Source organism: Vibrio sp. 10N.247.311.12 (genome assembly GCF_041467515.1).
Taxonomy (GTDB): Bacteria; Pseudomonadota; Gammaproteobacteria; order Enterobacterales; family Vibrionaceae; genus Vibrio; species Vibrio crassostreae_C.
This window is the reverse complement of the sequence record NZ_JBFSUV010000062.1, coordinates 13,455-30,141: the sequence shown is the minus strand read 5'-3', so window position 1 is coordinate 30,141 and position 16,687 is coordinate 13,455. Positions and strand designations below refer to the sequence as shown.

Genomic DNA, 16,687 nt, shown 5'->3' with positions numbered 1-16,687 from the left:
CTGAGCCCGTAGAGGACTTTCACCTCCTAGATCAACGCCATGCTCGGCGCACAACGAAAAATGGCAGCCCAATCAGGCTGCCATTTGTTTATTCGATTTAAAACGTATTACCGAGCTAGATATTGCTGAGCTAAGCGCACCAACTCTTCTGGCGAGTAGTGTTCTGCTTCTGCGCCTTTGGCGATTAAGTCGATCACTTGGAACTCGTTCATGTCACCAAACTCTTTGGTTAAGTAATCACGGAACGCTTTCTCGTTCGGCCATTTGCCTCGCACGATATAGCCATCTTCCTTATCGAAATCTTCCGTATCAAAGAAAGAAAAGTCGGTCATACCAATATTGTGGCAATACAAAACGAGATACATGTTGAATCCTTTACACTTAACTAGGGCCTGTTTAACTTTCGAGCAGTTCTAAAAGCAGACCTAAGGGTACAACATAAATAGCCAACCGAAAACTTAAGCCCCTTCCTGATTCGTTAGTCGTCAAACATCATGTTGATGGCAGCACCCAACAGAATCAGTCCAATAATTGGTCCCATCACAGCCAATGGCGCGCGCTCAATGTATGGAAGGTTCTCTGCGATCATCAAACCCCATTCAGGTGTTGGTGGCTTTGCCCCTAATCCGATGAAGCTCAGCGAGGTCAGACTTAGAGTGATAACCGGTAGCCTCAACATCGCGTGTCTTAACAACGGTGGCAACACATACGGAAGCAAGTAGAAACGGAAGATTCTAAGCTTACTGGTGCCCCATAGTGGCGCGAGGTGTGTATAAGGTTGAGCCTTGGCTTCTACGATCAAGCTTGAGCAGTGTGCAGCTAGCGGCGCCCACGACACCAATACAATCGCGATTAATGCGCTGTTCGGATTCATCCCCGTTAAGCCTGCAACAAGCAAGCCTGCAATGATGTATGGGATACCCTTAGTGATCTCGATAAGGCCTTGGCTAAAGCGGGTGTTGAAACCCATGATGATGCCCGTCACCAAGCTCAAGAACGTTGCCAATATGCCGGCTTGGAAGGTCGCAATCATACCAGAACCAATTCTCGCCAGTAGGTCTCGACCAATGCCATCTGCGCCCAATGGAGCTTGCCAACTTGGATCCGCTAAGCGAGCAAATTGACTGGTATATGGGTCACGAAATGCTGCCCAAACTACGATAGTAATTAGGAACGAGAAGATCGCAAAAGCAGTGACACGCTTTGCGCGGTTCTGGGTAAAACGAAACGAAGAGTGGCTACTGATGAGCTTGCCGCTTTTCAGGCTGTGGCCAAGAATCAATTGCTGAACAAACAAGCTCATGCTGCTCACGGCAATTGAAAATAGCAGCAACACCAATAAGCCGCCTTGCAGCGTTGGTAAGTCTTGCGCCTTGGCTGCACCAAGAATCATGCGCCCGATACCAGGGATCGAGAAGATAAGCTCAACCGCGACTGCGCCACCAGTTAAGCCAATCACGATCATCGCGATTTGCGGGATCAGACTGCTCAGCGCTCTTTTCAGCGCAAAGCGAATAATTTGATTGGAATGAACGTTGGCACTGAGCCAAGTGATCACCCAAGGTTCATTGAGAACGCGTTGTAAACTGTCTCTGAGTAGACGACTAAACAAGCCACTTGCAGGCAGTGCGAGCGCTAAACTCGGTAGCCAGATATCTTGCCAACCTTGCCAACCATACGGTGGTAGCCAACCTAACCAGATAGAGAACACCAATATTAATACCGAGGCCACTACGTACTCTGGCAACGATATTAATACGGTGCTTAAACTGCTGTAACTCTGCCCTAGTTTGCCCTTCTTCCAACTTCGCAAGGTAGCCAGTAAACCTGCACCACACAGTACGAAAGTCATCACCAGTGCGCTAGACATCAAAAACAGAGATGTAGACGCTGTTTTTTGAATACCTAGTGCAACCGAAGAACCATCAATCCATGATTCACCTAGATCACCTGAAAAAGCACTTCCTACCCAGTCGAGCAGGCGCTCAATGGCTGAACGGTCAAGCTGAAGATCAGCGCGTACCGCCGCTAAAGCTTCAGGCGTAAGCAGGTGTTGTTGCCCCGCCCTAGCCCGCAGAATAGATTGGCTTGGATCGATGCCTGCAATGTCAGGCATCAAACCAACAAGAATCACCACCACAATCAGTGAGGCGATTCTTGATAGCCAAGGCGTCAAGATAAATAGAGTTCGACGCAGAGTCTCAGCAGATAACATTTATTTAGTTAGCCTGTGTTGCCGGGTTAACTTGTGTCGCTTTTTTGACCTGTGTAGTTTGGTCAACCAAGCGACGTTCACTTGGGTCACGAACGACATTGCTTACACGCTCACTTTCACCTTGAATCACACGTTCGTGAAGCAGCGGGATAGCCGCGAAATCGTTAAGGATTTTTTGTTCAGCTTCGATGATCGCTTGGTGACGCAGCGCACCTAGCGGTTGTAGGTCAGCGTGATTCAGTGCTTTATCTACCTCTTGAGAACAGAACTGGCCAAGGTTGAATGAACCCTTACAACCAAAGTCGCTCATCATGTAAGCCACTGGGTCACCCGAATCTAGAACCGTTGCACGAGAAAGGATAAACGCGTCAAACTTACCAGATAGCGCATCGTTCTCGATCTGAGCATATTCACGAATATCCAGCTCAACCTTGAAACCAGCCGCTTCAAGTTGTTGCTTCAGTAGCGCTGCCACTTCTGGAAGCTCTGCACGGTCGGTAAAGGTACCAATAACAATGCTTTCGCCGTTCGCTTTTAGCGTTTTGTCAACTGCCTGACCTTCAGGTCGAATTGGTTCAGCCCAAGCAAGTGCAGGACCTAATAGACCTTGTGCAATATCCGCGTGGTTCTCATAAACGGTATTCACGATCTGCTCTCGGTCCACCGCAGCCGCCGCAACCTTACGCAAGTTAATATCGCTGAATACGCCTGACTTGTTGTTTAGGTAAAGCGTATTGGTACGAGGCATCGCCACTTCATAAAGTAGGTTCGGATCAATGGTCGCGATTTGTGAAACGGGCACTGCTTCAACGATGTCTGCCGTGCCTGTTCTTAGAGCTGCAGCACGAGCAAAACCGTTAGGAACGTATTCTGCAATCACAGATTCTACTTGCGCTTTTTCGCCCCAGTAGCCGTCAAAACGTTTCAGTTTCGCGCTGGTTGTGCCGTTGATTTCAGTCAGCTCAAACGGGCCAGTACCTGCGCCAATTGGACTAACACGACCATCTTCTTGATAAGCACTTGCTGCTAGGATCGCTAATTGAGGGCTTGATAAACGGCTTGGTAGAAGAGGGTCATCAAAGCTGGTTTTAATCTCTACACGGTAGTTGTCCATCGCTTTCACTTCTAGCTCTACGCCATCTAGGATACGCGGCTTAGGTGCTGCTTCAAGCGCTTTTTGTAGAGAGTTCACTACAGAGTTTGCCGTTAATGTCGAACCGTCATGGAATTTAACGCCTTGGCGAATCGTGAACTGCCAAGTCAGAGGATCAAGATGTTTCCAATCCGTTGCTAGCATAGGTTCTGCTTCTGAGGTTGGGCTCAGGTTAACCAGAGTTTCTGCTGTGCTCCAACGAGATAACTTAAAAGCGTCATCAGAAAGTGGCGATAAACCCGTTCTTGGTGGTTGCATCATCGCAACTCGAATTTCAGATTTTACTGCGGCATCGCTAGACCCTGGTTGAGAGTCAAAACAGCCCGTCAAAGGCAGAGCCAACGCAAGCGTGCAAGCCAGTTTGATTGAATTAAAACGCATAATTATTTTTTCTCTGTAGCTGTATTTTTTTAATAAATAAGGTTGTGTTTAACAAGTAGATTTCGAAAGAGGCTGAGACTCGATCAGCATCTGAGTCGCAGGATGAGCAGGTTTACTCATCACTTGATCGGTCGGTCCGTGCTCCACCATTTCACCATGGTCGAGTACCAGTATTTCTTCACAAAGGGCTTTTGCGGCACCTAAATCGTGAGTAACCAAAATAAGGCGCATATCGCGCTTCTTTTTTAATGAATTAACCAAGTCCAACAACCTTTGGCGATTCACTGGGTCAAGGCTGGCAGTAGGTTCATCGGCCACCAGCACTGCGGGTCTAACGACAAGAGCCCGAGCAATAGCCACACGTTGAGCTTGACCTGTAGAAAGCTGATTAGGTTTCAGTAAGAGCAAACTGGCAGGCAATCCAACGTCTGAAAGCGCCTCTTCAATGATGGCTTCATGATTACCCGAAACATCTAAGTTACTTAGAGGTTCGGCTAAGATCTGTCGAACGGTATAGTAAGGGTTGAGGCTAGTGTGGGGCTCTTGAGGCACCAATTGAATCAAGCGACACACCGTTGCTTGCGCTTTGCTATCGCGAATTGGGAGCGAATAACCGAACAAGTTTATTTGACCAACGGTTGGCGCTTTAAGGCCAAATAGCAGTTCAATTAACGTTGATTTACCGGCACCAGAACGCCCAACAATTGCTAGGCTTTTGTCTTCAACATTAAGGTCTATGTTCTGTAGCGCTTTGAACGCTTTACCACCCAACCAACTTGGTACGGAGTAGTAGTGAACACTCACATTGTCGAACTTAATCTCTATCGGTGTTTGTGTTTCTGAATCAGTCACTGGCATTAATGGCGAGGCTTCTGAGTTTAGTGATAAGGTCGGGCTCATTCGATTAAGTCTCTCAATGAACAACAGAAAGCGTGAGAACTTGATTCAAGCGCATGTTTTGGTGCGCCGTAAGCCACCACTCCACCATCATCGATGACTAACAACTTGTCACACGCTAATGCGCTGTGCAGGTCATGAGTAATCAACAAGCCACCGATTTGTCGCTGTTTAACATTGTCTCGAATCAGCTTAAGTATCTCTTGCTCTGTCACCGGATCTAACGCACTGGTTGGTTCATCGGCAATAATGAGGTCGGCGTTACTCAACAAGCCAATCGCAATACACACACGTTGGCGTTGCCCGCCCGAAATTTGGCTCGGGTATAACGGCAAAATAGTTTCAGGATTAGGGAAACCAAGTTGTACTAGCAATTCGGTGAGTTTGATTTTGTCTTGTGATCTGGGCTTAGTGCGAGTCCCCGTCAATGCCAAACTAAGTTGACCTTCGATTGAAACCAGAGGATTTAATGCTTGAAGGGCATCTTGGAAGATAACCGCAGGTCGTTGTGCTGCGGTTCTTTGCAGCATAGGCAAACCACATACCGCTTCACCAGACAGAGAAATATGACCTTCAACCTCGACCGTTTCTGGCAGAAACCCGGCAATAGCGCGAGAAAGCATCGACTTACCAATGCCTGACGGTCCCATGATCGCCAACAGCTCACCTCGATAAACATCGAAGTGGATATCTTGGAAAAGGGTTCTCGAAGAGGTTTTGATCGTTAGGTGGTCAACAGACAAAAGTGGGGGGTTCACGCAGATACTCACAGATAGATGTTATAACATAACAACTCTATCATTTAGCCGACATGATGAAAAGAGAACATTGAACTGCATCGCACTTTATTTGCTGTTTGATTGACCAATTTTCATTAGGGCGTGTTGACCCTTCGAGGTGATTTTTACCGATACAAAAAAGCACTCACTAAATTTATCGTGTAAAAATAGTAAAGCGCTTTCATAAAATATTACAGGTGGTGATTAGGTTACTTAGTTAATGGCACCATGAGCGGTATCTTCGACTGGGTAACACTTCTGCTTAACTTGTGCGATGAACGGATACAGGAACGCAATACGCCCAAGATAGAACAGAGTAAACGCCAACCACAAACCATGATTACCCCAAATATCGACGGTGAATGCCTGTACCGCTAAAAATACCAACAAAGTCGCGATGCTTGAGTCTCTAACCGGACGTGTGGTTCCCGTTCCAGTAAAAATGCCGTAAACCGTTAAGCCAAAGCCTGCCACCAGCGGGAACACAATTAACCACGGAGCCATCTCTTGGTACAGCGTGACCAGCGCTGGAATATCGGTAAACAAGAAAACAATCATATCTTTAAAAATCAAAGTTAAAAGCGTCAGCGCGGCAATGAAACCTGCCGTCCATTGGAAGTTAAGCCTTAAAACACGATCAAGCATTGAAAGGTTCTTCTGTCCTACCGCCTTACCTGCAAACACACTCGATGCGTTGGCAATACCATCAAACATATAGCTGACAATGAAGGTCACCTGCATCAAGATCGCGTTAGCCGCTAGAACATCGGTACCCAGTTTAGAGCCAGTACGCGCCATCATGTTGAAGAACACCAAGATACAAATGGTGCGAAGCAATAGATCGGTATTCGAAGAGATGATTGTCGATAGGTCTTTCTTGGTCATCTTCGAGCCTTGCAAGAACTCAGAGATCGAAATATTGCTGGTCTTCATCACCAAGGTCACACCAATCGCAAAGGTGGTAACTTGTGCAATCAAACTTGCGTAAGCCACACCTGCGACACCCAAATCGAAATAAAGTACAAACACCGCATCCAAGACAATGTTCAACACATTACCAAACACTTGTGTATAAAGAACGTCTTTGGCTTTCGCCTGTCCCATTAACCAACCAATAATGGTGTAGTTAAGCAACACGAAAGGCGCGCCATAAATCAAAATACTGAAGTAGATATGCGCGTGCTCGGCTACATTGGCTTCAGGCTCTATCACCCACATTGCGCCTTGCCAGATGAGTGGTTGTATCAAGATAAAGATCAAACCCACTAAACCAGACAGCACAAACGGACGCATCAAGCTACCCGCCAAATCAGTGCGGTTTCCCTTACCCAGTGCCATCGCACTTTGGCCCGTGGTACTGACACGGAAAAAACCAAACAACCAATACATAGTGTTCATAATGATGGTGCCGATCGCTACGCCACCAATCAATTCAGCAATACCAAGTTGGCCAATAACAGCGGTATCCACAGCACCTAACAGAGGTTGTGTCACCGTTGAGATGATGAAAGGGAAAGCGATTTTCAGATAATCTTTGTGGGTAATGGTCATATTCTATCGAGTGATATTAAGAACTATTTGCAATTAGAACGAAATGCTATCGTTTAATCCGTACGTTGTCATCATTTACTTAGAGTAGATTATCAACAAAGCATCTTTATCTTAGGCCAACTGCATAAAATCGTTAGCTGCTATTGGTTATGCTAATTTGTCTCAACAAAAGATCAAAGTCTGGTTCAACAAAACAGCACAACCATCGATTAGTAAAAGCTCACGGGAAGGTAGAAATCGAGTTCGAACACTTCATCGGTGTTGAGAAAATGATTCTGATGATAATGCACATACGCGGGAGTCGAGCGCTGTTTGAAACCAGATGTGGGTAGCCACTTTTCTAACACCATACTGATCTGTGGTAGCAGTTCTCCATAGCGGCCATTTAGTCGAAACACAGCGTGTAAGCCGCCCGGAATCACCATCTGATTAACTACGCTACGATACTTAATCGGCTCATCAATCGCGATACACGCGACATAACGACACTGATCCATTTCAACCCAAGCAGGGTTTGAGTGATGCAAACCAAATTGGCTCGAAAAATCACGCTGTTCGGAATTCGCCCACGCTTTCAATATCAACCACGCATTGCGAATAGAGCGGTTATAACCCGTATGTCGAACATAGGCCGCCATGCGTTCAGGCACTTCAACGATCTTGGGTTCGGGCAATACTCGCTGCGCCACATTCAAATAGCCCGCCGCCACTTCGGGATCTTTCAAATAGGGTTTTTCTGCTACTTGTAAATCGTGTTTACGCCACTCGCCCGGAGACATATTAAAGGTCGCTTTAAATGCTCGACTAAACGAAGACACCGAGCTAAAGCCACATTTATGGGCGATCTCGACCACTGACGAGCTGATATCAAACATCAATTGGTTGGCTGCATACTCCATTCGAGTGCGTCGGATATATTGATGCAACGACTCCCCGACCACGCTTTTAAAGGTGCGATGAAAGTGCTGTTCTGAATAGGCCGCTATCTCAGATAACTCTTTGGCAGACAAAGGCTGACTGATGTCTTGGTGAATATGGAACAGGACATCATTGATTCGCGATATGTGTTGACGTGACATCGTTTAAATAACATAAATGGACATGTTTAAGAGCATAAACGGACACGCTAGTTTTTACAATTGCCGTGTAATATCAAGCGATAGAATAAAAACGATAAACGACGAGACACAACACATGGAAATCGCACAGTCATTACAACAGATTCAATCTTCATACATTCGAGAGATCCTCGCAGCCGCAAGTGATCCAAATGTCATCTCATTGGCCGGCGGTTTACCGGACGAGAAAACATTCCCAATCGATTTAATGAAGCCAACGCTAGAAAACCTAGCGAACATGCCTGAAGTTTTCCAATACGGTTCTACTGCCGGTTACGGCCCGTTGCTTGACCACCTAACACAAAGCTACCAATTGCCAGAATCACACACGGCAACGATTTGTACTGGCTCTCAGCAAGGTTTGGATTTGATTGCGCGTGCGTATGTCGACCCAGGTGATGTGGTTGTGATGGAAGCGCCAAGCTACTTAGGTGCGATGCAGGTGTTTGGCCTAGTTCAAGCAAACATTGCGACCGTGTCTCAAACTGAATTTGGCCCGAACCTAGATGAACTGGAAACGTGCTTTGCACAGCAATCACCGAAGATGTTCTATGCCGTGCCTGATTTCCACAACCCAACCGGCGTGTGCTGGGCAACAGAAACTCGTCAAAAAGTCGCTGAGCTGTGTATCAAATACAACGTGGCATTCATTGAAGATGCACCATATCGTGAGCTGCGTTTCACAGGTACAGAACTGCCGTTGGTTTCTTCGTTCTGCCCTGATAACTCTATCGTTCTTCGTTCATTCTCTAAGATTGCATCGCCAGGTCTACGTATTGGCGCGGTAACAGGTAAACGCAGCTACCTTGAACCACTGATCAAAGTGAAGCAAGGCGCTGACTTACACTCAAGTGTACCCATGCAAGCACTGCTTGTTGGTCTTCTAAAACATGAAGACTTTGGCGTACACATGGAGAACATTCGCACCCTGTACAAGTCTCGTTATGAAGTGCTGTTCTCAGAGCTAGAGAAACAACTGCCTGCAGATTGCGTGTTAAAAGCCGTCGATGGCGGGATGTTCATTTGGGTTGAGATCCCAGAGTGCGACACCTTCGAATTGGCTAAAACTCTATTATCGAATGGTGTGGCGGTTGTACCAAGCCCAGTATTTTATCCAAAGGCTGATGAAGCAAAAGCTGCACTGCGCTTAAACTTCACTAACGCTAAACCAGAAGAGCTGACTGAAGCGGTGAAACGCTTAGCGGAAGTACTTAACCAAGCGTAATCGCTGATTAAGTAAGACAGATTCAACACCAAGCCCTGCTGTATTTGTACAGCAGGGCTTTTTCGTTCCTCAAACCATAAATCCACAATAAAAAAGGCGTTAAATAGCCCTACCTTTGGTTGGTTTTTGTCCCGTACCGCCTTGGTTATACTGCGGCTGATTTTAATAAGCCAACAGACTGAGCTGAGTTGAAATACTAAGTTTTGATCTGAATAGGCAACCGCTCTGGATTTACGTTCCAGCTCGCAGAAAGGAAAAACCATGTCTCAATATGTTGTATGTGCTCTGTATAAATTCGTAGCACTTGATGATTACCAAGAAATTCGCCAGCCACTAACCGACGTGTTAGAAGCCAACCAAATCCGCGGTACTTTGTTACTTGCGAGTGAAGGCATCAACGGTACCGTTGCAGGTAAGCGCGAATCTATCGACGCCCTTCTTCAATGGTTCAAACAAGATTCTCGCTTGGCTGATGTTGTTTACAAAGAGTCGTTCAACGAAGAACAACCATTCAATCGCACCAAGGTTAAGCTTAAGAAAGAGATCGTAACCATGGGCGTTGAGGGCATCGACCCACGCCATGTTGTTGGCACTTACGTGAAACCAAACGAGTGGAACGCATTGATCTCTGATCCTGATGTGATTCTGGTTGATACTCGTAACGACTACGAAGTGGACATCGGCACCTTCAAAAATGCCGTAAACCCAAACACAGAAACCTTCCGTGAGTTCCCTCAGTACGTTGAAGACAACCTTGATCCTAAGAAGCACAAGAAAGTTGCGATGTTCTGTACTGGCGGTATTCGTTGCGAAAAATCAACAGCCTACATGAAAGAACAAGGCTTTGATGAGGTTTATCACCTTGAAGGCGGCATTCTTAAGTACCTAGAAGAGGTACCTGAAGAAGAGAGTATGTGGGAAGGCGACTGCTACGTATTTGATGGTCGAGTTGCAGTAAACCACCAGCTAGAAAAGAGCGGTTACGATGTGTGTAACGCGTGTCGCCTGCCAATCACTGACGAAGACAAAGCCTCTAAACACTTCGAGAAAGGCGTAAGCTGCCCTAAGTGTATTGATAAGCACAGCGACGAGCAGAAAGCCCGTTTCCGTGAACGTGAAAAGCAAGTTCAACTGTCGAATGCTCGTGGCGAAGCCCACGTAGGCGGCGAAGCTGCTCACCTTATCGAGCAACGCAAAAAAGAGAAGCTTGCACACAAAGAGCAGCAACGCTCTGGTAAGAAAGCAAAGTAAACTTTCTGCTTTAAACTCTTATAGTTCTAAACATATAACTATAAATAGTTAGCTATATACATACAAAAGGGCGCAATTTCGAGGATAATCCCACGAGTTTGCGCCCTTTTTTGATCGCTTTACGGCTTTGTGTTTTGAACCACATTTCTTTCGAAAAATTACTTCTATACTGTTAATAATTCGACTAGAGAGGAAGTGCCAATGCTCAATGAAAACCATGCCTTTATCTTAGATTTCCCAGATCTTAAATTAGACATTGTTCAGCTCAACCACGACGACGAAAAATTCAAAGCAGACATGCAGAAATACCACCAACTCGACTACGACATCCGTCAGCTAGAAATCTCTGGCAGCCCTATCGATGACGACAGCATGCACAACCTCAAAGTTGAACGCATGGCGCTAAAAGACTCGCTACACAAACAGCTCACACGCCACCACGCACTTAAGATCGTATAGAAAAATCAATCCAATACTTTATTCTAAGCCATGCACCACGCATGGCTTTTTGGTTTCATCACATCGCAAATCTAAGCTAATTCGGCTTCTTCAATTATGTTACTGTTTGCTTATTCAAAGGCGTTTGATAAGGAAGCAAGCCGAGTGGTAATAGAAGAAGAGAACATACAATTCCAGCTCGTTTCAAATTCTGAATTCGAAGAACTGTTTACGTGTGTTAAACAAGGTATCTTCATACACGTAGATAGCGTTTTCGGCTGGGATGACGACTTTCAACGTCAACGACTTTTAAACGAATACCATCCATCTTGGTTTCATTGGGTATATCGCGAAAATAAAAGAGTGGGGCTCGCCTGCTTTAAACCTTATGACAACGCATACCATATTCATTTGCTGATCATTTTCCCCCAGTACCAAGGTCGTTCGCTTGGCAAGCAAGTCATGACTCTCATACATAAAAAAGCTATGGCAGAGCAACTTAGTCAAGTCACTCTATCGAGTTTTAAAAGTAATGCTCGTGCTATTAACTTTTATCAATCGCTTGGCTATCACGTTGTTGATGAAGGAGATGATGATTTTGTGGGGATGGAGCTCAATCTATACCACAAACACCATCTCTAATTAAACGCCCTAGCCACTCGCCCATTACTGCTCAGTACATAATGACCAATATAAGCTGGGATAAATACCGATTGCCCTTTGGTGAGTGTTAGGTGTTCACCTTTCTGACTCATTAACGTTAAATCATCATCTATCGCCATTAAAATTTCAGCACCGCTTGTGATGACTTCTTCTTGCTTTGGGCGATGAAAAATATTGAAATCAAAGTCACTAACTGGGATATCATAGCGATCACATTGACCTAACTTTGAAGGTGCTAACAACAAGCGTTCGAACGGGATTGGTGTAAACTCTGTGCAGGCAACCAACTCAGCGACATCGATGTGTTTTGGCGTTAAGCCAGCTCGCAGCACATTGTCTGAATTGGCCATAATCTCGAGCCCAGTCCCCTTGATGTATGCGTGCGGAGTGTTTGCATTCAAATACATCGCTTCACCCGGCCGTAGTGTGATCAAGTTAAGCAGCAGAACGCAAAACAAACCGATATCATTCGGGTACTGGTGGCTAAGCTCAGTAACCAAAGCAAACTCAGATTGACCTTGGTGAGCGGCTGCGTAAGCCAGAAGTTGCTCTAATGCTCGGTGTTTACGTTGGTCGTCCAGAGTTAATAAATCACGGAAAAACGCCTCTAAACCTAGAGAATCAAGGTGGTTGCCAAACTCTTCAACTAAACCAGCCAGCTCGCTCGAATTCAACTTTCTGAACAACCCTAATATTTCATCGAATTCTCGAAAGCCATTCATTGCTTGATATTCAGTGATCGCGTAAACCAATTCAGGTTTGTGGTTAGAGTCTTTGTAATTACGATGTCCTGCAGTCAGAGGGATTCCTGCTTGCTCCTCTCTTGCAAAGCCAACCTCTGCTTGGCGCTTGTTTGGGTGAACCTGAACAGACAGCGCTTTTTCTGCTGCCAAGATCTTAAACAAGAAAGGTAACTCACCAAACTCCTGCGCAATATCGCTTGATAGATAAGCGGGTTTGTTCTTGTTAATCAGCTCAGATAGAGGCACCAAATGTTGACCCAGCTTGACCATTGAGCAGCCCTTCGGATGCGCTCCCATCCAAACTTCCGCTTGCGGCCCTTGTGACTCATTCTGAAAGCCAAACAGTTCACGTATCGAAGAAATGCTCCCCCATGCATAATTTTGGATGGTGTTTTCCATTGGGAAAAATGAGTGTTCTGAGAGGTGGCTGAGTGACATGGCGTTTTCCGTAGTGAGCCCTTTGAACACAATTCAGAGAGCTGATTTCTAATAACGTAAATAATTAGAAAGACTACAGAGCTCGGCTAGAACCCACATGAGATGAGGTCTTAGACGCAATAGGAAAAATTCTTAGAAACAGGTGAGACCGATGAAAAGCGTGAAAAGAGTCACATTTGAATATCACGTATAGAAAGCGCCGAAAATAAGATAGCGGCTTGTATCGCACTGGTTACAGCAGCGATACAAGCATCTGAATACAAACACTAGTGACTATCTTGTTATCGTTCCTTAAAAGCTAGAGCGAGCTTCTGCACTTTTCTGAGGTGATTGAGCTTGTAAGAAAGGCAGTAACAGCAAGCCAATAACGGCCGCACAAGTCGAGATGGTAATGAAGAACCCACTCCAGCCATAAGTTTCTAGAACGAGCGCTAATGGATAACCCGAGAGTGCTGCTCCCATATAAGCAAACAAGCCAACAAAACCTGTCGCCGCCCCGGCAGAGTCTTTATGTGAACATTCCGCCGCCGCCATGCCAATAAGCATTTGAGGGCCAAAAACAAAAAAGCCAATGCAGAATAGCCCAGCCGCTTGAAACACAAAGTTGGTTAAAGGCATAAGCCATAAAGCCGAAACCGAAAGGAAGATGCCAATCGCAAACAAGATGTTCATTGGACCGCGGTTGCCACCAAACAACCTATCTGATCCCCACCCAGCAACAAGTGAACCAACAAAACCTCCTATCTCGAACAGAGACAAGGCAGCGTTGGCGTTGATCAAACTGTAATCGTGTTCTTCGGTGAGGTATAAGTTGCCCCAGTCGTTAACTGCCGTTCTTACGATGTAAACCAACACATAGCTAAAGGCGAGCAACCAAATGTACTTATTGCTGAACACATAGGTTTTCAGGATCTCTCGATAGCTTAACCCTTGCCCATGGCTCTCTTGCGCTAATTCCAGGTGATCATTACGCCACTTCCCTACCGTCGGAAGTCCCATGGTGGTGGGCTTGTCACGTAAGCGCCAGCAGACAATAAGACCGATAAATACACCAATCACACCCGGCCAGATAAACCCAGCTCGCCAACTGAACTGTAGCGTTAGATAACCCACAAGAATAGGGATAAGCGCTCCACCAACGTTGTGCGCTGTATTCCAAATTGCCCAACGAAAGCCTCTTTCGGAGCGAGAATACCAAGTCGTCAATAACTTGGAACACGATGGCCAGCCCCAACCTTGGAACCATGCATTCAGTACCCACAGCGAGATGAAAGCTGCTAACGAACTCGAAAAGCCAAACGCGATGTTTATCAGACCAGTCGCGATTAGGCCAAGCCCCATGAAATAACGAGGGTTCGACCGATCCGATATCGTACCTGAGATAAATTTCGATAAGCCATAAGAAAGATAAAAGAGCGTGCCAATTAAGCCGATATCGCCTTTGTCCAAACCAAGATCGGTGATCATTGCAGGCGCGGCGTAATTAAAGGTTTTACGAGTGAAGTAAAAACCCGCATAGCCGACATACATTCCTATCATGATGTGAAGGCGCCAATAGCGATAACTCTGATTGACCTCATCATCAGTTAGAGCATCACTCTCTGACGTTGTTGAGCGCAGAAATCCAAACATATTCGTTCTCACACTTTAGGTAATGTAACGCTGATATTGGTACCCGAAGATGAGCCATTAGCGTTGATTGTCATCTTGCCGCCGAGCGCCTGAACACGCTCTTGCATACCACGAACACCCATTCCTTTGAGAAGATCTTGCGCTGTAAAACCAATGCCATTATCTGTGATCTGAAGGTAAGCCTGGTCACCTAAAATCAGTTCAATTCTGATTTCGCTCGCGTTGGCGTATTTAGAGGCATTGTTTAGAGATTCTTGGCACAGCCTGAAGATAGTGACCTTAAGCGTGTCACTCAAACACGAGTAATCACCTTGCCAATTTAACTGAATATCAACGCCGTGATCCGAAAACTCCATCTCTCGAATAAGCTGTTCCACGGAATCTTTTAGGTCCAGATCGTCCAGCATCTTAGGTCTTAATTTTGTAAGTAGACGTTTGGTGGTGTCATAAACATTCAAAGATAATGATTCAATGGTACCCGCACAGCGAACGCTCATCTCAGCCGCGTCGACACGTTTAATAATGCTTGCCTGAGTACGAATTGCCGTGATGTTTTGGCCGATTTCATCATGCAGTTCACGCGCAATATCACGACGAACCGACTCTTCAGCGGTAACTAACTGACGTGAAAGGTTTTGATTTCTGGAGAGTTCACTTCGCAATTTGGAGTTGAGATCTTTCTGCTTTTGAACCGCTAAACCAAGCAGTATACCTGTGATGGTTTGAGCAGATAGAGACAAGAGTAAGTCGGTAATTTCGAGTTTGGATGTTCCGCTGTGGGCTGCAATCAACGCGACACTATTTAACATTGTTGCAAGCAGAGCACCTTGCCATCCATAACGAACGGCCAGCAAGATAATAGGGATCGCCATACAGAATGGGGCAAAGCGCCTTAGCTCATCAGGCAAACTGGTTTGTATCAAAATACTGGCGACCAACAAGACGCTATATAAAGCGATGTGACGGATTTTGAACTCTACAACATTATGGATTAAGTAAGAGCCCAGTGGTGACCACTTGTTTTGGAATAGATAGTTCCAGACTAGATAACACATCGGCACCAGCATCAGTCCGCCAGTAATACTCACCAACCACACCATGTAAACAGCCGGAACATGAGAACCCACAACGGCAACATTAATGAATGCTGTGACCATGATTAAGCTCGCCATCACTAACAAGTGACGATTCTGGTCACCAGAATAATAACGCTTGGCAATTAGCGTGGCAGGAATACTCAATCCACTGGCGATGAGTATCGTCAGCCATTGAGGTTCATCAAGTAGCAGAGCTAAAGCGATCGCAAGCCCCCACTCGGCAATATAGATAGCAGGCCAATAGTGAGTGCGAGTGTGCAGCGTCATTCCCAATCGAAGTGAAAACGGGAAAAGCAGAATGGCTAACTCAGGGTCATTAATAAAATAGAAGGCAATAACCCACAAACAGAACCATGCACAACCAGCCATAAAAACCCCACACAGGGAGGTGGCTAGGTAAGAACGCATTAATACTGGTCTTGTGTAAACAATTTAGCTAACTCGACGTTGTTCTTAACATTGAGTTTGTCCATAGCATTGGCACGGTGTACATGCACCGTTTTATGGCTAACCCCTAGCTCTACGGCAATAGATTTTACATCGAGCCCTGTCGCCAATAACTGACACACTTCGCTTTCTCTGCGGGTGAGCTGATTTAAAGAGGCTTTATTCTTCATGGGCGTCGCAAGCTTTATGGCGATATCGGGCGTGAGATAACAGCCACCATTTGCGCTCGTGTGTACGGCTTGGATTAACTCATCAGGGCTACAGCGCTTGCTGAGATAACCTTTGGCTCCTAACTCTAATGACTTCTCAACCATCGCCGGCGAGTCATGAACGCTCAACATGATGCTGGCAATGCCAGATGGAATCTCTTCCAATAAGCTCAGGCCACTTTCGTCTTGCATTGAGATATCTAAGATCACGACATCAGGGTGACAACTTGGCAATCCTAGGCGCGCTTCTGCCGCAGAGTTGAATTCCCCCACGACCGTAATATCAGCTTCAAGACTGAGTAATTGAGCAAAGCCAGATCGAACAATGACGTGGTCATCAACAAGCGCAACATTAATCATGATATTAACCAAAATTAAGAGTAAGAAAGAAAAATAGCCCCAACAGGAGCTATCTAAAATTAAGTTTATTAATAGAGATGATACTGAATC

General features: G+C 45.8%; 15 protein-coding genes. 4 read left to right on the top strand and 11 right to left on the bottom strand.

The annotated features are described in order from the left end of the window. Positions 1-107: 107 nt before the first annotated feature. From AB6E30_RS20860 to AB6E30_RS20830, 7 genes are all read right to left on the bottom strand, one after another. Positions 108-365 (bottom strand): hypothetical protein, encoded by a 258-nt coding sequence (locus tag AB6E30_RS20860; RefSeq protein ID WP_372074827.1) that lies wholly within the window; start codon positions 363-365, stop codon positions 108-110. 113 nt (positions 366-478) lie between these two features. Continuing rightward, the gene (locus tag AB6E30_RS20855; RefSeq protein ID WP_372105097.1) at positions 479-2,215 is read right to left on the bottom strand and encodes an ABC transporter permease subunit; all 1,737 of its coding nucleotides are present in this window, start codon (positions 2,213-2,215) and stop codon (positions 479-481) included. 4 nt (positions 2,216-2,219) lie between these two features. Continuing rightward, a complete protein-coding gene (locus AB6E30_RS20850) occupies positions 2,220-3,749 on the bottom strand; it encodes an ABC transporter substrate-binding protein (protein ID WP_372105095.1) in 1,530 nt (509 codons plus the stop codon). A gap of 48 nt (positions 3,750-3,797) precedes the next feature. Next, complete coding sequence (locus AB6E30_RS20845) at positions 3,798-4,649, bottom strand: ABC transporter ATP-binding protein (protein WP_372105093.1); 852 nt, start codon at positions 4,647-4,649, stop codon at positions 3,798-3,800. Then, positions 4,646-5,404 (bottom strand): ATP-binding cassette domain-containing protein, encoded by a 759-nt coding sequence (locus AB6E30_RS20840; RefSeq protein ID WP_372105091.1) that lies wholly within the window; start codon positions 5,402-5,404, stop codon positions 4,646-4,648. The genes AB6E30_RS20845 and AB6E30_RS20840 overlap by 4 nt, the downstream gene beginning before the upstream one ends. A gap of 234 nt (positions 5,405-5,638) precedes the next feature. After that, entirely contained in the window at positions 5,639-6,976 is a 1,338-nt protein-coding gene (locus tag AB6E30_RS20835) for an MATE family efflux transporter (RefSeq protein WP_136977843.1), read from the bottom strand. Between the two features lie 209 nt (positions 6,977-7,185). Continuing rightward, positions 7,186-8,055: a GyrI-like domain-containing protein gene (locus tag AB6E30_RS20830; protein ID WP_102393067.1), complete on the bottom strand. Its 870-nt coding sequence runs from the start codon at positions 8,053-8,055 to the stop codon at positions 7,186-7,188. A gap of 115 nt (positions 8,056-8,170) precedes the next feature. On the opposite strand from AB6E30_RS20830, the gene AB6E30_RS20825 reads away from it, so the two are divergent. The 4 genes from AB6E30_RS20825 to AB6E30_RS20810 all read left to right on the top strand — a co-directional run bounded on the left by AB6E30_RS20825 (position 8,171) and on the right by AB6E30_RS20810 (position 11,650). Next, on the top strand, positions 8,171-9,319 hold the full coding sequence (locus tag AB6E30_RS20825) for a PLP-dependent aminotransferase family protein (protein ID WP_372105089.1): 1,149 nt from the start codon (positions 8,171-8,173) through the stop codon (positions 9,317-9,319). A 261-nt stretch (positions 9,320-9,580) separates the two neighbouring features. Next, positions 9,581-10,570, top strand: coding sequence for a rhodanese-related sulfurtransferase (locus AB6E30_RS20820; RefSeq protein ID WP_372105087.1), 990 nt, complete (start codon positions 9,581-9,583; stop codon positions 10,568-10,570). Positions 10,571-10,771: 201 nt separating this feature from the next. Continuing rightward, positions 10,772-11,029, top strand: a complete 258-nt coding sequence (locus AB6E30_RS20815) for a YdcH family protein (RefSeq protein ID WP_010432560.1) — start codon at positions 10,772-10,774, stop codon at positions 11,027-11,029. A gap of 96 nt (positions 11,030-11,125) precedes the next feature. Next, positions 11,126-11,650 carry a GNAT family N-acetyltransferase gene (locus AB6E30_RS20810; RefSeq protein WP_372105085.1) on the top strand — a complete coding sequence of 175 codons (525 nt, stop codon included), beginning with the start codon at positions 11,126-11,128 and terminating at the stop codon, positions 11,648-11,650. Here AB6E30_RS20810 and manA read toward each other — a convergent pair. The 4 genes from manA to uhpA all read right to left on the bottom strand — a co-directional run bounded on the left by manA (position 11,647) and on the right by uhpA (position 16,597). Continuing rightward, positions 11,647-12,852: a mannose-6-phosphate isomerase, class I gene (gene manA, locus AB6E30_RS20805; protein ID WP_372105083.1), complete on the bottom strand. Its 1,206-nt coding sequence runs from the start codon at positions 12,850-12,852 to the stop codon at positions 11,647-11,649. The two genes, AB6E30_RS20810 and manA, sit on opposite strands and share 4 nt — an antisense overlap. A gap of 291 nt (positions 12,853-13,143) precedes the next feature. Continuing rightward, a complete protein-coding gene (locus AB6E30_RS20800) occupies positions 13,144-14,484 on the bottom strand; it encodes an MFS transporter (RefSeq protein WP_372105081.1) in 1,341 nt (446 codons plus the stop codon). 8 nt (positions 14,485-14,492) lie between these two features. Next, a complete protein-coding gene (uhpB, locus tag AB6E30_RS20795) occupies positions 14,493-15,989 on the bottom strand; it encodes a signal transduction histidine-protein kinase/phosphatase UhpB (RefSeq protein ID WP_017067889.1) in 1,497 nt (498 codons plus the stop codon). Then, positions 15,989-16,597, bottom strand: a complete 609-nt coding sequence (uhpA, locus tag AB6E30_RS20790; protein ID WP_017061545.1) for a transcriptional regulator UhpA — start codon at positions 16,595-16,597, stop codon at positions 15,989-15,991. The genes uhpB and uhpA overlap by 1 nt, the downstream gene beginning before the upstream one ends. Positions 16,598-16,687: the final 90 nt, after the last annotated feature.